This is a genomic window from Pseudomonas mosselii (assembly GCF_003205295.1).
Taxonomy (GTDB): domain Bacteria; phylum Pseudomonadota; class Gammaproteobacteria; order Pseudomonadales; family Pseudomonadaceae; genus Aquipseudomonas; species Aquipseudomonas mosselii_B.
In genome coordinates, this window is record NZ_QJRP01000016.1 from 102,864 (window position 1) to 121,910 (window position 19,047).

At 62.4% G+C, this 19,047-nt stretch carries 20 protein-coding genes and 3 tRNA genes; 16 read left to right on the forward strand and 7 right to left on the reverse strand.

Features of this window, described 5'->3' with window-relative positions; all coding sequences use genetic code 11:
• Positions 1-116 precede the first annotated feature (116 nt).
• From DMX06_RS16510 to DMX06_RS16520, 3 genes are all read right to left on the reverse strand, one after another.
• Positions 117-193: transfer RNA gene (locus DMX06_RS16510), tRNA-Met, on the reverse strand.
• 125 nt (positions 194-318) lie between these two features.
• Positions 319-395: transfer RNA gene (locus tag DMX06_RS16515), tRNA-Met, on the reverse strand.
• Positions 396-529: 134 nt separating this feature from the next.
• Positions 530-606, reverse strand: a tRNA-Met gene (locus DMX06_RS16520).
• Between the two features lie 209 nt (positions 607-815).
• On the opposite strand from DMX06_RS16520, the gene dinB reads away from it, so the two are divergent.
• Positions 816-1,874, forward strand: coding sequence for a DNA polymerase IV (gene dinB, locus DMX06_RS16525; protein ID WP_181427845.1), 1,059 nt, complete (start codon positions 816-818; stop codon positions 1,872-1,874).
• Positions 1,875-1,988: 114 nt separating this feature from the next.
• Here the strand turns inward: dinB and DMX06_RS16530 are convergent, their stop codons facing one another.
• The 3 genes from DMX06_RS16530 to DMX06_RS16540 form a co-directional block, all read right to left on the reverse strand.
• Positions 1,989-2,942: a hypothetical protein gene (locus tag DMX06_RS16530; protein ID WP_110738456.1), complete on the reverse strand. Its 954-nt coding sequence runs from the start codon at positions 2,940-2,942 to the stop codon at positions 1,989-1,991.
• A 21-nt stretch (positions 2,943-2,963) separates the two neighbouring features.
• Complete coding sequence (locus tag DMX06_RS16535) at positions 2,964-4,679, reverse strand: proline--tRNA ligase (protein ID WP_110738457.1); 1,716 nt, start codon at positions 4,677-4,679, stop codon at positions 2,964-2,966.
• 157 nt (positions 4,680-4,836) lie between these two features.
• Positions 4,837-6,141: an OprD family porin gene (locus tag DMX06_RS16540; RefSeq protein WP_110738458.1), complete on the reverse strand. Its 1,305-nt coding sequence runs from the start codon at positions 6,139-6,141 to the stop codon at positions 4,837-4,839.
• A 762-nt stretch (positions 6,142-6,903) separates the two neighbouring features.
• Here DMX06_RS16540 and DMX06_RS16545 point away from each other — a divergent pair.
• Both DMX06_RS16545 and DMX06_RS16550 read left to right on the forward strand, forming a co-directional pair.
• Positions 6,904-7,323 carry an HIT family protein gene (locus DMX06_RS16545; protein ID WP_110738459.1) on the forward strand — a complete coding sequence of 140 codons (420 nt, stop codon included), beginning with the start codon at positions 6,904-6,906 and terminating at the stop codon, positions 7,321-7,323.
• 2 nt (positions 7,324-7,325) lie between these two features.
• A complete protein-coding gene (locus DMX06_RS16550) occupies positions 7,326-7,538 on the forward strand; it encodes a SlyX family protein (RefSeq protein WP_050704471.1) in 213 nt (70 codons plus the stop codon).
• Positions 7,539-7,557: 19 nt separating this feature from the next.
• Here DMX06_RS16550 and DMX06_RS26675 read toward each other — a convergent pair whose 3' ends face one another.
• A complete protein-coding gene (locus DMX06_RS26675) occupies positions 7,558-8,151 on the reverse strand; it encodes a cold-shock protein (RefSeq protein ID WP_110738460.1) in 594 nt (197 codons plus the stop codon).
• A 267-nt stretch (positions 8,152-8,418) separates the two neighbouring features.
• On the opposite strand from DMX06_RS26675, the gene DMX06_RS16560 reads away from it, so the two are divergent.
• From DMX06_RS16560 to tolB, 13 genes are all read left to right on the forward strand, one after another.
• Complete coding sequence (locus DMX06_RS16560; protein WP_110738461.1) at positions 8,419-8,892, forward strand: Dps family protein; 474 nt, start codon at positions 8,419-8,421, stop codon at positions 8,890-8,892.
• A gap of 182 nt (positions 8,893-9,074) precedes the next feature.
• Entirely contained in the window at positions 9,075-9,407 is a 333-nt protein-coding gene (locus tag DMX06_RS16565; RefSeq protein ID WP_110738462.1) for a ribbon-helix-helix domain-containing protein, read from the forward strand.
• Between the two features lie 89 nt (positions 9,408-9,496).
• Positions 9,497-9,718 (forward strand): FmdB family zinc ribbon protein, encoded by a 222-nt coding sequence (locus tag DMX06_RS16570; protein WP_050704473.1) that lies wholly within the window; start codon positions 9,497-9,499, stop codon positions 9,716-9,718.
• Between the two features lie 94 nt (positions 9,719-9,812).
• On the forward strand, positions 9,813-11,588 hold the full coding sequence (gene aspS / locus DMX06_RS16575) for an aspartate--tRNA ligase (RefSeq protein ID WP_110738463.1): 1,776 nt from the start codon (positions 9,813-9,815) through the stop codon (positions 11,586-11,588).
• A 110-nt stretch (positions 11,589-11,698) separates the two neighbouring features.
• Entirely contained in the window at positions 11,699-12,451 is a 753-nt protein-coding gene (locus DMX06_RS16580) for a YebC/PmpR family DNA-binding transcriptional regulator (protein ID WP_110738464.1), read from the forward strand.
• Positions 12,452-12,636: 185 nt separating this feature from the next.
• A complete protein-coding gene (gene ruvC, locus DMX06_RS16585) occupies positions 12,637-13,161 on the forward strand; it encodes a crossover junction endodeoxyribonuclease RuvC (protein ID WP_110738465.1) in 525 nt (174 codons plus the stop codon).
• Positions 13,162-13,269: 108 nt separating this feature from the next.
• On the forward strand, positions 13,270-13,887 hold the full coding sequence (gene ruvA / locus DMX06_RS16590; protein ID WP_110738466.1) for a Holliday junction branch migration protein RuvA: 618 nt from the start codon (positions 13,270-13,272) through the stop codon (positions 13,885-13,887).
• On the forward strand, positions 13,884-14,930 hold the full coding sequence (gene ruvB, locus DMX06_RS16595) for a Holliday junction branch migration DNA helicase RuvB (RefSeq protein ID WP_110738467.1): 1,047 nt from the start codon (positions 13,884-13,886) through the stop codon (positions 14,928-14,930). Before ruvA ends, ruvB begins: the two co-directional genes overlap by 4 nt.
• A 125-nt stretch (positions 14,931-15,055) precedes the next feature.
• Complete coding sequence (gene ybgC / locus DMX06_RS16600; RefSeq protein WP_110738468.1) at positions 15,056-15,508, forward strand: tol-pal system-associated acyl-CoA thioesterase; 453 nt, start codon at positions 15,056-15,058, stop codon at positions 15,506-15,508.
• 2 nt (positions 15,509-15,510) lie between these two features.
• A complete protein-coding gene (gene tolQ / locus DMX06_RS16605; protein ID WP_023628695.1) occupies positions 15,511-16,206 on the forward strand; it encodes a protein TolQ in 696 nt (231 codons plus the stop codon).
• A gap of 14 nt (positions 16,207-16,220) precedes the next feature.
• Positions 16,221-16,673, forward strand: coding sequence for a protein TolR (gene tolR / locus DMX06_RS16610; protein WP_011535155.1), 453 nt, complete (start codon positions 16,221-16,223; stop codon positions 16,671-16,673).
• On the forward strand, positions 16,673-17,737 hold the full coding sequence (tolA, locus tag DMX06_RS16615) for a cell envelope integrity protein TolA (protein WP_110738469.1): 1,065 nt from the start codon (positions 16,673-16,675) through the stop codon (positions 17,735-17,737). The genes tolR and tolA overlap by 1 nt, the downstream gene beginning before the upstream one ends.
• A gap of 47 nt (positions 17,738-17,784) precedes the next feature.
• The gene (gene tolB, locus DMX06_RS16620; protein ID WP_050704479.1) at positions 17,785-19,035 is read left to right on the forward strand and encodes a Tol-Pal system beta propeller repeat protein TolB; all 1,251 of its coding nucleotides are present in this window, start codon (positions 17,785-17,787) and stop codon (positions 19,033-19,035) included.
• The last annotated feature ends 12 nt before the right edge of the window (positions 19,036-19,047 follow it).

Here is a 19,047-nt window from a genome sequence, read left to right on the forward strand (position 1 = left end):
GGAAGGGCGGCGAGGGGGCACGTAGCGATGGGGGGAAGGGCGCTTGGCTTTAACTGAACCTGAATGCAACAAACCCCGCACTGTCTTGCGACAGGCGGGGTTTGTTCTGACGAATATGGTTGCGGGAGCCGGATTTGAACCGACGACCTTCGGGTTATGAGCCCGACGAGCTACCAGGCTGCTCCATCCCGCGTCAGAGGGGCGCATTCTACGGATTCGCCGTGCGTTGTCAAGTGCTTATGATGAGCCCATAGTCATTTTACTGAACAGCAGGCAATAAAAAAGGCCACTGCGTAAACAGTGGCCTTTTTCTGAATCTGGTTGCGGGAGCCGGATTTGAACCGACGACCTTCGGGTTATGAGCCCGACGAGCTACCAGGCTGCTCCATCCCGCGCCTGTGGGATCGAATTCTACGGATTTCGTACTGAGTGTCAAGCGTTACTATTTGATTTTTCGAAAGTTTTTACTGATCGAGAATCGAAAGGCAAAAAAAAGGCCACTGTCGAAACAGTGGCCTTTTCTTGAATCTGGTTGCGGGAGCCGGATTTGAACCGACGACCTTCGGGTTATGAGCCCGACGAGCTACCAGGCTGCTCCATCCCGCGCCTGTGAGATCGAATTCTACGGATTTCCGTGGCAGTGTCAAGCATTAACTCAAAAAATCCTTTTTTGTTCAAACCCTTAGCGTGGCAGATCGGCACGCGGCTCAGTCGTGACGGGGCTTGCAGGGCGATCCTTGCGCGCAGGCTGTTTCGTGGCGGGGGCATGGGATACTATCTGTATGAATTTACAGTAGTGGCTGTCGTCCATGTCCCTGCGCAAGATCATCCACATTGATTGTGACTGTTTTTACGCCGCCATCGAGATGCGTGACGACCCGCGCCTGGTCGGCCGCCCCATGGCAGTGGGCGGGCAGCCTGGCCAGCGTGGGGTCATCGCCACCTGCAACTATGAAGCGCGTGCCTATGGGGTTCGTTCGGCGATGGCGTCCGGGCATGCCATGAAACTGTGCCCGGACCTTGAAATCGTCAAACCGCGCTTCGAGGCCTATCGCGAGGCATCGCGGGAGATCCACGCGATCTTTCGCGACTACACCGAGCTGATCGAGCCGTTGTCCCTGGACGAGGCGTATCTGGATGTCAGTGACAGCCAGTGGTTTGCCGGCAGCGCCACGCGCATTGCCGAGGACATTCGCCGGCGGGTGGCCCAGCAACTGCACATCACGGTGTCCGCCGGGGTGGCGCCGAACAAGTTCCTGGCCAAGATCGCCAGTGACTGGCGCAAACCCAACGGTCTGTTCGTCATTACCCCGGATCAGGTGGAAGAATTCGTGGCCCACCTGCCGGTTGCGCGTTTGCACGGGGTCGGCAAGGTGACGGCGGACAAGCTGTCGCGTCTGGGTATCGACACTTGTCTGTCGCTGCGCGACTGGTCGAGGCTGGCGCTGGTTCGCGAGTTCGGCAGTTTCGGCGAGCGGCTGTGGGGGCTGGCGCGGGGGATCGACGAGCGGGCAGTGCAGAACGATAGCCGGCGGCAGTCGGTCAGTGTCGAGAACACTTACGACCAGGACTTGCCTGATCTGAACAGCTGTCTGGAAAAACTGCCCGAGCTACTGGTCAGTCTGAACGAGCGGATAGCGCGGATGGACAGCAGTTATCGGCCCGACAAGCCCTTCGTCAAGGTCAAGTTCCATGACTTCAGCCAGACCACGATGGAGCAGGCGGGGGCGGGAAGGGATCTGGAGAGTTATCGTCAGTTGCTCAGCCAGGCGTTTGCCCGGGGTGGCAAGCCGGTGCGGTTGCTGGGTGTGGGGGTGAGGCTGCGTGATTTGCGCGGGGCGCATGAGCAGTTGGAGTTGTTCGACGATAAATAGAAGAGGGGCCGCTTTGCGGCCCATCGCGGGGCAAGCCCGCTCCTACAAAGCCAACACAGGACCTGTAGGAGCGGGCTCGCCCCGCGATGGGCTGCAAAGCAGCCCCTTTTCTGTTTACTGCACGCCTGGATCGGCTACCAGGCGCCCGGTGGCCTTGGTCAGCGTCTGCAGGAACTCCTGTTGCAGTTCCGGATCGTTGCGGGTCAGTTCGATCAGGCTCTGCTCCAGTTCGCTGGCTTCTTCTTCCAGGCCAAGTTCCGACAGGCGCTTGACCCGGTGGACCCACTGGCCGACATCATCGTCCTCGAGATCGTCGAAGATCAGCTCATGAGCCTCGAGCAGCTTGCCACGCAGGTTGCCGCTGACCAGCAGGCTGGCATCGCCGCGCACCTGGTTGTCCTCGTCGACCACCTGCAGGTGCAGGGTGCCGATGTGGTTGAGGTTCTGCTCGGAGAACGGGCTGTCGAGCAGGTTCAGGCGCAGTACGCCGTTCTTGTCGGTGGTCAGCTCGTGGGTCATCTTGCCGGCTTTGACCTCGACCAGACGCTCGTTCCACGGCAGGCTGATGGACTCCTCGCGCTTGCCCTTCTCGACCTCGTCGATACCGGCCAGGTTCTGCTGGGCGCGACCATTGGACGGTACGTTCATGAACGGGTTGACCCCCGCCACGCCATAGCTGAGCCAGTCGTGGGTGACGCTGTCCGGCAGGTTGCCCAGGGCGAACACGTTGACCACGTTGGCACCGATACCGGCCACCACCGCTACCGCACCCAGCGGGATCTCGTAGATCTCCCGCCAGGGTTGATAGGGGGTGTAGCGGTCGTAGCGGCGGGTCACCTCGAACTCGGTGACCTCGAAGCGCTTGAGCTCATGGACGCGCACACGTCGTTGCGGAAGCTCCATCACCTTCGGCTCGCCGACATCGATCTGCAGACTGTGCTCGAGCAGCTTGCGCTCGACGCGCTCCTCGTGGTCGCTGCGCTGGGACATCTGGTTGGCGCAGCCGCCGAGGAGCAGGGCGCCGCACAGTGCGGCGCCCCCCAGGGTGTAGGTACTTCGCTTGGACATGATCACTCGCGTAACGGGTTATCAGCGGCGGATGCGGGCCTGCAGGAAGGTCAGCACGTCCTCGAGTGGCAGTGCCTGGGCCTCCGATTCGGTGCGGTGCTTGTATTCCAGGTTGCCTTCGGCAAGGCCGCGGTCGCTGACGACGATGCGGTGCGGAATACCGATCAGCTCCATGTCGGCGAACTTGATGCCGGGGCTGGTCTTCTTGTCGCGGTCGTCCAGCAGCACTTCGAAGCCGGCAGCGGTCAGTTCGGCATACAGCTTGTCGGTGGCTTCGCGGACCACATCGGTTTCGTAGCGCAGCGGTACCAGGGCGATCTGGAACGGTGCCAGGGCGTCGTTCCAGATGATGCCTTTTTCGTCATAGCTCTGCTCGATGGCGGCAGCGACCACACGGGACACGCCGATGCCGTAGCAGCCCATGGACAGCACGACAGGCTTGCCGTTCTCACCCAGCACCTGGCACTTGAGCGCCTCGCTGTACTTGGTGCCGAGCTGGAAGATATGGCCGACTTCGATGCCGCGCTTGATTACCAGGGTACCCTGGCCGTCCGGGCTCGGGTCGCCCTCGACCACGTTGCGCAGGTCGGCGACCTGTGGAACCGGCAGGTCGCGCTCCCAGTTCACGCCGAAGTAGTGCTTGTCGTCGATGTTGGCGCCGATGCCGAAGTCGCTCATCAGGGCGACCGAGCGGTCGATGATGCACTCCAGTGGCAGGTTCAGCGGGCCGAGGGAGCCTGCGCCGGCACCGATGGCGGCGCGCAGCTCGGCGTCGGAAGCCATCACCAGCGGGTCGGCGACCTGTTCCAGCTTGGCGGCCTTGATCTCGTTCAGCTCGTGGTCGCCACGAACGATCAGGGCGACCAGCTTGCCTTCCTCGGCGCCATGCACGATCAGGGTCTTGACGGTCTTCTCGATCGCCAGGCCGAAGTTTTCCACCAGTTCGGCGATGGTCTTGGCGTTCGGGGTGTCGACCAGTCGCAGCTCTTCGGTCGGGGCCGGGCGCACGGTTTCACGCGGGATGGCCTCGGCCTTCTCGATGTTGGCGGCGTAGTCGGAACTGTCGCTGAAAATCACGTCGTCCTCGCCGGAGGAGGCGAGCACGTGGAATTCATGGGAGTAGCTGCCACCGATGGAGCCGGTGTCGGCCTGCACCGGACGGAAGTCCAGGCCCAGGCGGGTGAAGATGTTGGAGTACGCCAGGTGCATGCGGTCGTAGGTTTCCTGCAGGGAAGCCTGGTCGGCATGGAAGGAGTAGGCGTCCTTCATGATGAACTCGCGACCGCGCATCAGGCCGAAGCGCGGACGGATCTCGTCACGGAACTTGGTCTGGATCTGGTACATGTTCAGCGGCAGCTGCTTGTAGCTGGACAGCTCGTTGCGCGCCAGGTCGGTAATGACCTCTTCATGGGTCGGGCCGACGCAGAAGTCGCGCTGGTGACGGTCCTTCAGGCGCAGCAGCTCGGGGCCGTACTGCTCCCAGCGGCCGGATTCCTGCCACAGTTCAGCCGGCTGGATGCTCGGCATCAGCACTTCGAGGGCACCGGCGGCGTTCATTTCCTCGCGGACCACGGCTTCGACCTTGCGCATCACCCGCAGGCCCATCGGCAGCCAGGTGTACAGGCCGGAGGCCAGTTTGCGGATCATGCCGGCACGCAGCATGAGCTGGTGGCTGATGACCACTGCATCGGCCGGGGTTTCTTTCTGGGTGGCGAGCAAATATTGACTGGTGCGCATGGTGGGCCGTGTCGATTGCCTGAATGTGAAATGACCCCGCATTGTACGGGGGCGAAACGAAAGCGTACAGAATGCAGCAGTCAGGCGTTTCTGTCAGCCAGGAAAAAGCCCGGCGATTGCCGGGCTTCTTCATTTGCGCAGCGATGCAAGCACAGGCTTACAGGATGCTCAGCGGGTACTCGACGATCAGGCGCAGTTCGTCCAGCGAGTTGGAGTAGACCGCGTCGGAGGAGCGGTAGGTGGCCTGGCGGACACGGAAGCTCAGGTCCTTGGCCGGGCCTTCCTGCAGGACGTACTTGATGTCTACGTCGCGTTCCCATTCCTTGCCGTCGTTGGTGTCGGCGGTGTGGGCGCCGGTGCCGCGGACATAGCGGGTCATGAAGGTCAGGCCTGGCACGCCGAACTCGGCGAAGTTCAGGTCGTAGCGGACCTGCCAGGATTTTTCACCCTCGGCGTTGAAGTCCGAGCGGGCCACCGAGTTGGCCAGGAAGATACTGCCGCCACCATCGATGCCGTATGCATATTCGCCGTCACCGGTGACTTTCTGGTAGGCCAGGGTGAAGGTGTGGGCGCCGATGTTGTAGGCGCCGGAGAAGCTGTAGGCGCGGTTATCGAGCTTGTCGCCATCGGCGGAGGCGCGGTAGAAGTTGTCGCCTTCACCCTTGGTGTCATAGATGTTGAAGTCAAAGACCAGGCCTTGCTTGTCCGAGATCGGCAGCGCCCAGTTGACGTTGGCGTAGTATTTGCGCCAGTAGTCCTCGACCTTGGAGTAGTAGAGGCTGGTCGACAGGCTGTCGGTGAAGGCGTAGGAACCACCGAATACGTCAGCTTCCTTCAGGCCGCGGCGGCTGAGGCCGTCACTGATACTGTCGCGGTCAGTCTCGGACTGGGCGGTCATGCTGGTGAATCGGCCGGCGTGCAGGGTCAGGCCCTTGATCTCGTTGCTGGTCAGCAACGCGCCTTCTGCGGTTTCAGGCAGCAGGCGGCTGTCGTCGGTGGCGAAGACTGGCAGCGCGGTGAACTGGTCGCCGACTTTCAGCACGGTATCGGAGATGCGGAACTTGATGGCGGCGCCGCCCTTGGAGTAGTCGTCCTGGGAGCGACGGTCTTCGCCGGTAGGGAACAGGCCGGTGCCCGAGTAACCGCGACCGCTGTCAAGCTTGAGGCCCAGCAGGCCGATGGCGTCGACGCCGACGCCGACGGTGCCTTGGGTGAAGCCCGACTCGAAGGTGCCGATGAAGCCCTGGCCCCATTCGCGCTGGTCGTGCCGCACGTTGGCCAGCCTGTTGGCGTTCGACTCGGTATTGCGATAGTCCCGGCTGAAGTACAGGTTGCGCATCTTGACATTCAGCTTGCTGTCTTCGACGAAGCCCTTGGACTCATCCTGCGAAGAGGCGATAGCCAGTTGCGAGGTCCCTGCCGCTACGGCCAGGGCGATCATGCTCCACTTCATCACGCGCATCGTGATTTGCTCCTTTGGTTTTTAGGAAGAGTACCGCCGCACCCGGGTATTTTAGTTATGGGGCCGGCTCTTTCTTGTTATGTCGGCGAAAATGTATATCACGCGGACTATTATTGGCGATATGGGCAGAAACAACCTTTCGGTAACTTTATGGCCATGTCGCTGTCGGTTGTCTCCATGTCGCAAATCACGCCTGTTATATAAGGGCGTACAACCCCAGCGCTGTCTCGAAACCGTCATATTTGTATAAATACAAAGTGCGGCTTGTGAAACTCCGTGGTTTATCCGATGCCGCTGTTGTTATTTGTCGCGTTCACCCTGTGATGCAGGGGTCGTGCCGACTTGGCGTGGAACGAATGCAACAAGCGTGCTCAAAATTGCGAACGGTTGATGAAATTTTCACATTTTCCCCGACAGGTCCCGGGAAAGCTCCGAAAACACGGGCTGTGACCGGTGTGTCGGCGGGTTGCGATCATCCCTTGCGTTTGCGCTTGAAGCTGCCTTCCAAGTCAAGGTGTTACCGACGATTGTTTATCCTGGCTGTTTTATGTGACGGATGTGTGGTGGAGTTCTGACGAGCGGCATCATTTTGGTGCGAAAAGTAGCGCAGTGTTACCGAAGCGGGGCGTTGATGTTGTCATTCGCGTGCCACAAATGTCTCGGATCGACGTCGGCGGGTGTGGCGGCGGTCGAAGCGGGGTATCCTTGCGCGCTTGTGCCCGACCGCTCGGGAGGGCTGTATCGCTTGTAAGGAGGTTTGCCGTGTTTACCCTCGATTCGCGTCTGCAGGAGGATTCCCTGGTGCTGGGCGACCTGCCGCTGTGCCGCCTGCTGCTGAGCAAGGATGCCAACTACCCCTGGTTCATCCTGGTGCCGCGTCGCGCCGATATTACCGAAGCGTTCGAACTCGAGGAGGCGGACCAGCAGCAACTGTGGGTGGAGACCACAGCCCTGGCTGAAGCGCTGAAGGATGCCTTCGCCGCCGACAAGATGAATGTCGCGGCCCTGGGCAACGTGGTCAGCCAGTTGCACATGCACGTGATCGTGCGTCGCCAGGGCGATGCTGCCTGGCCTGCCCCGGTCTGGGGCAAGGTGCCGGCCATCGGCTACACCCAGGAACAGATCGACGGCATTCGCCAGCAAGTGCGTGCGCTGCTGGGCGAAAGCTTCAAGGAGGCTTGAGGATGTCGCAGGAGCTGGAAATGCGCATGGTCGAGCTGGAGACCCGCCAGGCGTTTCAGGATGACAGCTTGCAGGCGCTCAATGATGTGATTGTCGAGCAGAGTCGAGTGATTGAACGCTTGCAATTGCAGATGGCGGAGCTGATCAAGCGCTACGAGGAGATGGCCGGCCAGCAGGGCGGCGGGGGAGAGGAAGCGCCGCCGCCGCACTATTGAGCACGGTGGCGGCAAGGGGTCAGCGGCGCGCGACGGCGACCACGTCTTCGGCCTGCAGGCCCTTGTCGCGGTGCATCACCGAGAACTCCACGCGCTGGCCTTCGACCAGCACCCGGTGGCCCTCGCCGCGGATGGCGCGAAAGTGCACGAAGATATCGTCACCGGAATCGCGGGAGATGAAGCCAAAGCCCTTGGAAGTGTTGAACCACTTCACGGTGCCCGTGTCGCGATTGCCGGCGCCCTGCGGCGTGCCTTGGCCGGAGCGGGCCTTTCGCGTGCCGCGAGAGAAGCCGGCTAGCAGATGCAGGGCGCTGGCCAGGAGGGCGCTGGCCAAGGCTGGCAGGTTGCCCAGCTCCGGGCGGGCCAGCAGGGTGAGGGTCTGCAGCACCACGGCCAACACCAGCAGCAGGCTGGCAGCGTGTTGCAGTTGCTGGCGCAGGCCTTTGTAGTACTGCGGCAGTACCGGGGCGATGACCAGGTTGAGCAGCCCGAGCAGCGCCAGGTAGACGGCCTCGGGTTGTTGCACGAAGGGTGTTGCGTCAGCTTTCAGGCTGGGCATGAGCGATAGCAGCAACGCTGCCAGGCCCGTCACCAGATGGACGATCTTGAACATTGGTTTGGCTCACATTGATAAGGCCGATCACAGGATGAGCTGGTCGCACGGTGCGCGTGAACGGTAGGCGCGAAAACGTGGCGGGCCAGCCTATGCACCCGGCACTGACAATCCGCACGGGTGGCACACTGCCTATTTAACAGCAAAGGCGCAGGCTTCTCAAACCGGCTGGCGCGGGCGGCCTTGTGCCGCATGCGCCAGCCGGCAACTCTTGTTAGAGTGTTTGCTGCCCGCTTGATGATCAAGCCTTATGGAAAGGGGAGCTTCATGGCAATCGATATCGGTATCAGTGAAGAAGATCGCAAGTCCATCGTCGATGGGTTGTCCCGCCTGTTGTCGGATACCTATGTACTGTATCTGAAAACCCATAACTTCCATTGGAACGTCACCGGTCCATCGTTCCGCACCCTGCACCTGATGTTCGAGGAGCAATACAACGAACTGGCCCTGGCGGTCGATTCGATCGCCGAGCGCATTCGCGCCCTGGACTTTCCGGCGCCAGGTTCCTATGCCTTCTATACCCGCCACTCCTCCATCAAGGAAGAGGAGGGCGTGCCGCCCGCCGAGGAAATGATCCACCAGCTGGTGCAGGGGCAGGAAGCGGTGGTGCGCACCGCTCGCAGCATCCTCCCGTTGGTGGACAAGGTCAGTGACGAGCCAACCGCCGACCTGCTGACCCAGCGCATGCAGGTCCACGAGAAGACGGCGTGGATGCTGCGGGTCCTGCTCGACGGGAAATGATTGCCGGTTGCCTGTCGTCGGATCTCGTGAACCCGGGCCCGATACCGCTGGCGGTATCGGGCCCGCGCGTTTGCGGGGAAGGCTTTGCCGCTGCTATCGGCCTGGTCGGTGGCGCTTCATGACGGTCATGGACCCGTTCGGCTGACGAGCGGGGTATGGTTTCGTGACGATGGAGCGGTGCGATGGGCGATCCGATTCGTGGTATCGATGGTAATGCAAGGCAGGGGGGCGCCAGCCCACGGCTCGACCCGTTCAGGCGGGATTTCGACATGGCCCAGGCCGGTCCCGTGTCGCGCTCTGTGCGGCTCAACGGCTTTGCCACCTGCCTGCGCCTGGAAGTGGTGTACTGGCGAATCCTGGAACGCATCGCCCAGGCCAACCGCTGCTCGGTGAGCGCCGTGTTGTCCTATGTGGATCGCGAGGTGCACCTGCGCCATGGCGGGGTGAGGAATTTCAGCGGCCTGGTCCGGGTTATCTGCGTCGCCTGGCTGCAGGATGCGCGGGACGCGCACTGATCGCCGGGCTGCGCTGCTCTCCTTTACCATATATAATCCCGCTCTTTGCTGCCCTGGGCAGCGTGCGATGTGGTTGACGAGAGACACCCATGCCCCTGTACGACTATCAATGTGCATCCTGCGAACACCAAATGGAGGTGTTGCAGAAGATCAGTGCCGCGCCGCTGACCGATTGCCCGGCGTGCCAGGCGCCGGCATTGAAGAAGCTGCTGTCGGTCCCCGGTTTCCGCCTGAGCGGCAACGGCTGGTACGAGACCGACTTCAAGACCGGGGCAAAAAAGAATCTGGCAGGCGGCGACAAGGCCGACTGAGTTGAATTGCACCGACCAGGTCTTGCAGTATTAGCCCCTTGGGCGGCCAAGACCTCCACCGAACACACGAATCACGAGAAGCGAAACCACCATCATGATGCGCAGCCATTATTGCGGCCAACTGAACGAGTCCCTGGACGGCCAGGAAGTCACCCTTTGCGGCTGGGTCCATCGTCGCCGCGACCACGGCGGGGTGATTTTCCTCGACATCCGTGACCGCGAAGGCATGGCCCAGGTCGTGTTCGACCCGGATCGCGCCGAAACCTTCGCCGCCGCCGACCGTGTGCGCAGCGAATATGTCGTGCAGATCACCGGCAAGGTACGCAAGCGTCCTGACGGCGCGGTAAACGCCAACATGGCGTCCGGCGCCATCGAGATCCTCGGCTACCAGCTGAATGTGCTCAACGAAGCGGAAACCCCGCCGTTCCCGCTGAACGAATACTCCGACGTCGGCGAGGAAACCCGCCTGCGCTACCGCTTCATCGACCTGCGCCGTCCGGAAATGGCCGACAAGCTGCGCCTGCGTTCGCGCATCACCAGCAGCATCCGTCGCTTCCTCGACGAGAACGGCTTCCTCGACGTCGAAACACCGATCCTGACCCGCGCCACCCCTGAAGGCGCGCGCGACTACCTGGTGCCGAGCCGCACCCACGCCGGCAGCTTCTTCGCCCTGCCGCAGTCGCCGCAGCTGTTCAAGCAGTTGCTGATGGTCGCCGGCTTCGACCGCTACTACCAGATCGCCAAGTGCTTCCGCGACGAAGACCTGCGCGCCGACCGCCAGCCGGAATTCACCCAGATTGACATCGAGACCAGCTTCCTCGACGAGTCCGAGATCATGGGCCTGACCGAAAGCATGATCCGCAAGCTGTTCAAGGAAGTGCTGGACCTGGAATTCGGTGAATTCCCGCACATGACCTTCGAAGAAGCCATGCGCCGCTACGGTTCCGACAAACCGGACCTGCGTATTGCGCTGGAACTGGTCGACGTCGCCGACCAGCTGAAGGATGTCGACTTCAAGGTCTTCGCCGGCCCCGCCAACGATCCGAAGTGCCGCGTCACCGCCCTGCGCCTGCCGGGCGGCGCCAGCATGCCGCGCAGCAAGATCGACGAGTACACCAAGTTCGTCGGCATCTACGGTGCCAAGGGCCTGGCCTACATCAAGGTCAACGAGCGCGCCAAGGGTGTCGAGGGTCTGCAGTCGCCGATCGTCAAGAACATCCCCGAGGCCAACCTCAACAACATCCTCGATCGCGTGGGTGCGGTCGATGGCGACATCGTGTTCTTCGGTGCCGACAAGTTCAAGATCGTCAGCGAAGCCCTGGGCGCGCTGCGTATCCGCCTGGGCCACGACTTCGAGCTGCTGACCTGCCAGTGGGCGCCGATGTGGGTCGTCGACTTCCCGATGTTCGAAGAGAACGAAGACGGCAGCTTCACCGCGCTGCACCACCCGTTCACCGCGCCGAAGTGCACCCCCGAAGAGCTGGAGGCCAACCCGGCCACCGCGCTGTCGCGTGCCTACGACATGGTCCTGAACGGCACCGAGCTGGGTGGCGGTTCGATCCGTATCCACCGCAAAGAGATGCAGCAGGCTGTCTTCCGTCTGCTCGGTATCGAAGCGGCGGAACAGGAAGAGAAGTTCGGCTTCCTGCTCGACGCCCTGAAGTTTGGCGCGCCGCCTCACGGTGGCCTGGCCTTCGGCCTGGATCGCCTGGTCATGCTGATGACCGGCGCCCAGTCGATCCGTGAAGTGATCGCCTTCCCGAAAACCCAGAGCGCCGCGTGCGTCATGACCCAGGCCCCTGGCTTGGTCGACGCCAAGGCCCTGCGCGAGCTGCACATCCGTCTGCGCGAGCAGACCAAGGTCGAGTGATCGACCGGGGCGTCCCGGCAATGGGGCGCCCCCGCGCTTGAGGCGCAGGATTCTTCACGTTCCGCCCTTCGGGGCGGAACCTGTTTCTGTTTCAAGGATTCGGAGTCGTTATGGCTGGTCATTCCAAGTGGGCGAACATCAAGCACCGCAAAGAGCGCCAGGATGCCAAGAGAGGCAAGGTCTTCACCAAGTGGATCCGCGAACTGACCGTCGCGGCCAAGCAGGGCGGCCCTGACCCGGCCTCCAACCCGCGCCTGCGCCTGGCGCTGGACAAGGCCCTGGGGGCCAACATGAGTCGCGACATCATCGATCGCGCCGTGGCCCGTGGTGCCGGCACCAACGAAAGCGACAACGTCGAAGAGCTGAGCTACGAGGGCTACGGCCCGGGCGGCGTGGCGATCATGGTCGAGGCCATGACCGACAACCGCAACCGTACCGCCGCCGCCGTGCGTCATGCCTTCACCAAGTGTGGTGGCAACCTGGGCACCGACGGCTCGGTGGCCTACCTGTTCGAGCGCAAGGGGCAGATCAGCTTCGCCGCCGAACTGAAGGTCGACGAGGACGCGCTGATGGAGGCCGCGATGGAGGCCGACGCCGACGACGTGGTGGCCAACGACGATGGCTCCTTCGAGGTGTTCACCTCGTTCAACAGCTTCTATGCCGTGCGCAATGCGCTCGAAGAGGCCGGTTTCAAGGCCTCGGACGCCGAGATCGTGATGCAGCCGACCACCAGCGCCGAGCTGGACGAGGACGGCGCGCAGAAGGTGCTCAAGCTGATCGACATGCTCGAGGACCTGGATGACGTGCAGAACGTCTACTCCAATGCGCAGATCTCCGATGAGATCATGGAAAGCCTCGGCTAAGGTGTTCTGGCGATCCTTGCCGGTTCTTTGAATTTGTCAGCGCCTGTCCCGGCCCTTTCGCGGGTAAACCCGCTCCCACAGGTACTGCACCGACTCTGAACGTGGTGCAGTACCTGTGGGAGCGGGTTTACCCGCGAAGGGGCCGGCACAGTTTGCCGAGATGCATCAATTTTTCCACAGGCACTATGACTCTGATTCTTGGTATCGACCCCGGCTCGCGCATCACCGGCTTCGGCGTGGTCCGCCAGACCGCCCGTGGTTGCGAATATGTGGCCTCGGGCTGTATCCGCACCGGCGGCGGCGAGCTGCCCGAGCGACTGCAGATCGTCTTTCGTGGCGTGAGCGAGATCATCCGTGAGCATGGCCCGGTGACCATGGGCATCGAGCGGGTGTTCATGGCGCGCAACGCCGATTCGGCGCTCAAGCTGGGCCAGGCCCGGGGCGCTGCCATCGTCGCTGCGGCCGAGGCGGGCCTGGAGATCGCCGAATATACCGCCAGCCAGGTCAAGCAGGCCGTGGCCGGCACCGGCGGGGCCAATAAAGAGCAGGTGATGATGATGGTCATGCACCTGCTCAAGTTGACCCAGAAACCGCAGATCGACGCTTCCGACGCCCTGGCCATCGCCCTGTGCCATGCCCATACCCGTTCCAGCCTGATTCCCCATGGGTTGGCGACGGCGCGGCGGCGTGGCGGGCGCTTGCGTCTGTAACCGCTTCATGCGCTGATACACATTTTGTCCGGGTGGCGCGCGCTCCCGGCGCATTTGCTGATAGGGTGGACCGGTTTTCGACCGGCGCCCGAGAGGAAGGAACGGAACGTGATTGGACGTTTGCGTGGCACCCTGGCGGAAAAACAGCCGCCGCACCTGATTATCGATGTCAACGGCGTGGGCTATGAGCTCGAAGTGCCGATGACCACCCTGTATCGCCTGCCCAAGGTCGGCGAGGCAGTGACCGTGCACACCCACCTGGTGGTACGCGAAGACGCCCACCTGCTCTATGGTTTCGCGGAAAAGCGCGAGCGTGAGCTGTTTCGCGAGCTGATCCGCCTCAATGGCGTGGGGCCGAAGCTGGCGCTGGCGCTGATGTCCGGCCTGGAAGTGGATGAACTGGTGCGCTGCGTGCAGGCCCAGGATGCATCGGTCCTGGTGCGCGTGCCCGGCGTCGGCAAGAAGACCGCCGAGCGCCTGCTGGTCGAGCTCAAGGATCGCTTCAAGGCGTGGGAAACCTCCCCGGCGATGTTCACCCTGGTTTCCGATGGCCCGCTGCCGGTGTCCAGTGAGTCCTCGGCCGAGGCCGATGCGGTCAGTGCCCTGGTCTCCCTGGGCTACAAGCCACAGGAGGCGAGCAAGGCGATTGCCGCGATCAAGGACAAGGCGGGCCTCAGCAGCGAGGAACTGATCCGTCGCAGCCTTAAAGGGATGATTACCAAGTGATCGAGACCGACCGCCTGATCGCCGCCTCCGGACGTGATCGTGAAGAGGTCCAGGACCGGGCGATCCGCCCGCTGCGCCTGGACGAGTACATCGGCCAACCGGTGGTGCGCGAGCAGATGGCGCTGTTCATCCAGGCCGCGCGCGGGCGCAACGAGTCTCTCGACCATACGCTGATCTTCGGCCCGCCCGGCCTGGGCAAGACCACCCTGGCCAACATCATTGCCCAGGAGATGGGCGTGTCGGTCAAGAGCACCTCGGGGCCGATCCTCGAGCGCCCGGGCGACCTCGCGGCAATGCTGACCAACCTCGAACCTCATGATGTGCTGTTCATCGACGAGATCCACAGGTTGTCGCCAGTGGTCGAGGAAGTGCTCTATCCAGCGATGGAAGACTTCCAGCTGGACATCATGATCGGCGAAGGCCCGGCCGCACGCTCGATCAAGCTCGATCTGCCGCCGTTCACCCTGGTCGGCGCCACCACCCGCGCCGGCATGCTGACCAACCCGCTGCGTGACCGCTTCGGTATCGTCCAGCGCCTCGAGTTCTACAGCGACAGGGACCTGTCGACCATCGTCAGTCGTTCGGCTGGCATCCTTGGCTTGCCCATGGACGACAAGGGGGCCTTCGAGATCGCCCGTCGGGCGCGGGGCACGCCGCGGATTGCCAATCGCCTGCTGCGGCGGGTGCGCGACTTTGCCGAAGTGCGTGGCAAGGGCGAGATCACCAAAGCGGTCGCGGACATGGCGCTGAACCTGCTGGATGTCGACGAGCGTGGCTTTGATCACTCCGACCGACGCCTGTTGCTGACCATGATCGAGAAGTTCGACGGTGGTCCGGTGGGGCTCGACAACATTGCCGCTGCGATCGGCGAAGAACGCCACACCATCGAGGACGTGCTCGAGCCCTATCTGATCCAGCAGGGCTACATCATGCGTACCCCGCGGGGTCGCGTGGTCACCCGGCATGCCTACCTGCATTTTGGCCTGAACATCCCTGGGCGTTTCTGCGAAGGTGGCGAATATGCCGCCCAGGACGACGAATGACAGATCGAATCGGGATTTTCGTGGTCCTACCGCTGGCACGCCGCAGGCTCGCTGGCAATACGACATTATCGATGAAAAAACAGTTGCCGGGGCGGATTGGCAAGTTCGGGAGTAACCACTAGAGTATGCGCGCGCAAAATGGGCTGGAACCGTTCGCACACCGCTGTCGCGTCTATTACGAGGATACCGACGCCGGTGGCGTGGTGTATTACGTCAACTACCTCAAGTTCATGGAGCGCGCCCGCACCGAACGGCTGCGTCACCTGGGGTTCTCCCAGGCCCAGCTGGCGCAGGACAACCTGCTGTTCGTGGTCCATTCCAGCGAGGCGCGCTACCACGCGCCGGCCCGCTTGGACGATGAACTGTGGGTGACCGCGCAAGTGCTTGAATTGAATCGTGCCAGCCTGCGCTTCGTGCAGCAGGTGTGGCGAACAAAGGACGAAGTGCTGCTCTGCGAGGGGCAGTTCCTGGTGGCCGCCGTGCGCGCCGACACTTTCAAACCCCGAGCCATTCCCCCAGCGCTGCGCGACGCGTTCCTGGCGGATGGCACGGGTACTCAATCGAACGCAGGAGAATAAGCGTGGAAGCAAACGTCGTCGACCATACCTCCATGTGGAGCCTGGTCGCCAATGCCAGTGTCGTGGTTCAGCTGGTAATGCTGACCCTCGTGGCAGCCTCGGTGACCTCTTGGATCATGATCTTCCAGCGCAGCACCATGCTGCGCGCCGGTCGTCGTGCACTGGACGCTTTCGAAGAGCGCTTCTGGTCGGGCATCGACCTGTCCAAGCTGTACCGTCAGGCGGGCAGCAACCCTGACCCGGACTCGGGTGTCGAGCAGGTGTTCCGCGCCGGCTTCAAGGAGTTCTCGCGCCTGCGCCAGCAGCCGGGCGTCGACCCGGATGCAGTCATGGAAGGTGTCGGTCGCGCCATGCGCGTGGCCATTTCCCGCGAGGAAGAAAAGCTCGAGCAGAGCCTGCCGTTCCTGGCCACCGTCGGTTCCACCAGCCCGTACATCGGCCTGTTCGGTACCGTGTGGGGCATCATGAACTCGTTCCGCGGCCTGGCCAGCGCCCAGCAGGCGACCCTGGCCACCGTGGCTCCCGGCATCGCCGAGGCCCTGATCGCCACTGCGATCGGCCTGTTCGCCGCGATCCCGGCCGTTATCGCCTACAACCGTTTTGCCGCGCGCAGTGAAGTGCTGATTGGCCGCTACTACACCTTCGCCGATGAGTTCCAGGCGATCCTGCACCGCAAAGTACACACCAGCGAAGAGTGATCAGGTAGAAACCCATGGCCCGAGTTCGCCACAAACGCAAGCCGGTCGCCGAGATGAACGTGGTGCCCTACATCGACGTGATGCTGGTGCTGCTGGTCATCTTCATGGTGACCGCCCCCATGCTCAACCAGGGCGTGAAGGTGGACCTGCCCAAGGTTTCCAGCGAAGCCCTGCCGCAGGACAACAATGTTCAGGTCCTGACCATCTCGATCAAGGCCGACAAGACCTACTACTGGAACCTTGGCAGCGAAGTCGACACCGACAAGCAGATGGACAAGGCCATGACCTTGCCGGAAATGACCGGTGCAGTGACCAAGATCATCGCCGCCGGCCGTGACCAGGGCAAGCAGACCCAGGTCTTCATCCGTGGCGACAAGGCCGTCGACTACGGTGCGGTCATGGGCGCCATGGGCGGGTTGCAGAAGGCCGGTGTCGGTAACGTTGGCCTGATTACCGAGGCGCCCTGATGCAACAGCGAGAGCCATCCGCCTCGGAAAGCTACTTCTGGCCCAGTGTCTGGGCCATTGGCCTGCATGTGCTGGTGTTCGGCATGCTGTTCGTCAGCTTTGCCATGACGCCCGAGCTGCCGCCGTCCAAGCCCATCGTCCAGGCCACGCTCTACCAGCTCAAGTCCAAGAGCCAGGCGACCACCCAGACCAATCAGAAGATTGCCGGGGAAGCGAAGAAGACTGCCTCGCGCCAGACCGAGGTCGAGCAGCTTGAGCAGAAGAAGGTCGAGCAGGAGGCCGTGAAGGCCGCGGAACAAAAGAAAGCCGACGCCGCTCAAAAGGCCGAGGAGGCTCGCGAAGCCGCCGAGGCGAAGAAAGCCGAGGCCGCCGAGCAGAAGAAGGCCGCCGAGGCCAAGAAAGCCGAGGAAGCGAAGAAGGCCGCTGAAAAGCAACAGGCCGACATCGCCAAGAAAAAGGCTGAGGAAGAGGCCAAGAAGCAGGCCGAGGAAGAAGCCAAGAAACAAGCTGCGGAAGAGGCGAAGAAGAAAGCCGCCGAAGACGCGAAGAAAAAAGCAGCCGAGGACGCCAAGAAGAAAGCGGCGGCCGAGGACGCGAAGAAGAAGGCAGCTGAAGAGGCCAAGAAAAAGGCCGCGGCAGACGCCCAGAAGAAAAAGGCACAGGAAGCGGCCCGCAAGGCGGCGGAAGACAAGAAGGCCCAGGCGCTCGCCGAGCTGTTGTCCGACACCACCGAGCGGCAGCAGGCGCTGGCCGACGAGCAGGGTGACCAGGTGGCCGGCGACTTCGACGACCTGATCCGCATGCGCGCGGCCGAAGGTTGGGCGCGTCCGCCATCTGCGCGCAAGGGCATGACGGTAGTTCTGCAGATCAACATGCTGCCGGACGGCACCATCACCAACGTGAGTGTGGCCAAGTCCAGCGGTGACGGCCCGTTCGACAGCTCGGCCGTGGCCGCGGTGAAGAACATTGGTCGGTTGACCGAAATGCAGGGCTTGAAGCCGAGCGATTTCAATCCGTATCGTTCATTCAAGATGACATTTACACCTGAGGATCTAGCGTTGTGATTAAACGTCTGAGAGGACTCCTGGTCTTGCTCTGCTGCGTGGCAGGCATGGCCATGGCAGAGGAAAAGAACATCCTGGTCACCAGCGGTAGCGACCGGGCAACCCCCATTGCGGTAGTACCGTTCGGCGTGCAGGGCGGCAGCGTGCTGCCCGAAGACATGGCCGACATCATCAGCAACGACCTGCGCAACTCCGGCTACTATGGGCCGATCCCGCGGCAGAACATGATCAGCTTGCCGACCCAGGCCAGCGAAGTGATCTTCCGTGACTGGAAAGCCCTGGGCGCCCAGTACGTCATGGTCGGCAGCATCGTCCCGGCAGGCGGTCGCCTGCAGGTGAGCTATGCGCTGTTCAACGTGGCCACCGAACAGCAGGTGCTGACCGGTAGCGTTGCCGGCGGCGTTGACCAACTGCGTGACATGGCTCACTACATCGCCGACCAGTCGTTCGAGAAACTCACCGGTATCAAGGGTGCGTTCTCGACCCGCATGCTGTATGTGACTGCCGAGCGTTTCTCGACCAACAACACCCGCTACACCCTGCAGCGTTCGGACTACGACGGTGCCCGTGCAGTGACCCTGTTGCAGTCGCGTGAACCGATCCTGTCGCCGCGTTTCGCGCCGGATGGCAAGCGTATCGCCTATGTCTCGTTCGAGCAGAAGCGCCCGCGCATCTTCATCCAGCACATCGACACCGGCCGCCGCGAGCAGATCACCAACTTCGAGGGCCTGAACGGCGCCCCGGCCTGGTCGCCTGACGGCACCCGCCTGGCGTTCGTGCTGTCCAAGGACGGCAACCCGGACATCTACGTGATGAACGTGGCTTCGCGCCAGATCACCCGCGTGACCGCAGGCCCGGGCATCAATACCGAGCCGTTCTGGGGCAAGGATGGCAACACCCTGTACTTCACCTCCGACCGTGGCGGCAAGCCGCAGATCTACAAGCAGTCGGTTGGTGGCGGTGGCGCCGAGCGCGTGACATTCGTGGGTAACTACAACGCCAACCCGAAACTGTCGGCGGACGAAAAGACCCTGGTGATGATCCATCGCCAGCAGGGCTTCACCAACTTCAAGGTGGCCGCCCAGGACCTGCAACGCGGAAGTGTAAAGATTCTCACCGAGACCAGTCTTGATGAGTCTCCCACTGTTGCGCCAAACGGCACCATGCTAATCTACGCCACCCGCCAGCAGGGCCGGGGAGTCTTGATGCTCGTGTCGCTTAACGGCCGCGTGAGGCTCCCACTTCCTACCGCTCAAGGCGAAGTCAGAGAACCGTCCTGGTCCCCTTACCTGAACTGATTGCGGCGTAAC

Excerpts from the sequence above, each read along its gene's own strand:
- DMX06_RS16530 (WP_110738456.1), bottom strand. The coding sequence starts at position 2,942 with ATGTCCAAGCGAAGTACCTACACCCTGGGGGGCGCCGCACTGTGCGGC.
- DMX06_RS16535 (WP_110738457.1), bottom strand. The coding sequence starts at position 4,679 with ATGCGCACCAGTCAATATTTGCTCGCCACCCAGAAAGAAACCCCGGCC.
- DMX06_RS16540 (WP_110738458.1), bottom strand. The coding sequence starts at position 6,141 with ATGCGCGTGATGAAGTGGAGCATGATCGCCCTGGCCGTAGCGGCAGGG.
- DMX06_RS16550 (WP_050704471.1), top strand. The coding sequence starts at position 7,326 with ATGTCGCAGGAGCTGGAAATGCGCATGGTCGAGCTGGAGACCCGCCAG.
- DMX06_RS26675 (WP_110738460.1), bottom strand. The coding sequence starts at position 8,151 with ATGTTCAAGATCGTCCATCTGGTGACGGGCCTGGCAGCGTTGCTGCTA.
- DMX06_RS16560 (WP_110738461.1), top strand. The coding sequence starts at position 8,419 with ATGGCAATCGATATCGGTATCAGTGAAGAAGATCGCAAGTCCATCGTC.
- DMX06_RS16565 (WP_110738462.1), top strand. The coding sequence starts at position 9,075 with ATGGGCGATCCGATTCGTGGTATCGATGGTAATGCAAGGCAGGGGGGC.
- DMX06_RS16570 (WP_050704473.1), top strand. The coding sequence starts at position 9,497 with ATGCCCCTGTACGACTATCAATGTGCATCCTGCGAACACCAAATGGAG.
- aspS (WP_110738463.1), top strand. The coding sequence starts at position 9,813 with ATGATGCGCAGCCATTATTGCGGCCAACTGAACGAGTCCCTGGACGGC.
- DMX06_RS16580 (WP_110738464.1), top strand. The coding sequence starts at position 11,699 with ATGGCTGGTCATTCCAAGTGGGCGAACATCAAGCACCGCAAAGAGCGC.
- ruvC (WP_110738465.1), top strand. The coding sequence starts at position 12,637 with ATGACTCTGATTCTTGGTATCGACCCCGGCTCGCGCATCACCGGCTTC.
- ybgC (WP_110738468.1), top strand. The coding sequence starts at position 15,056 with ATGCGCGCGCAAAATGGGCTGGAACCGTTCGCACACCGCTGTCGCGTC.
- tolR (WP_011535155.1), top strand. The coding sequence starts at position 16,221 with ATGGCCCGAGTTCGCCACAAACGCAAGCCGGTCGCCGAGATGAACGTG.
- tolA (WP_110738469.1), top strand. The coding sequence starts at position 16,673 with ATGCAACAGCGAGAGCCATCCGCCTCGGAAAGCTACTTCTGGCCCAGT.
- tolB (WP_050704479.1), top strand. The coding sequence starts at position 17,785 with ATGGCCATGGCAGAGGAAAAGAACATCCTGGTCACCAGCGGTAGCGAC.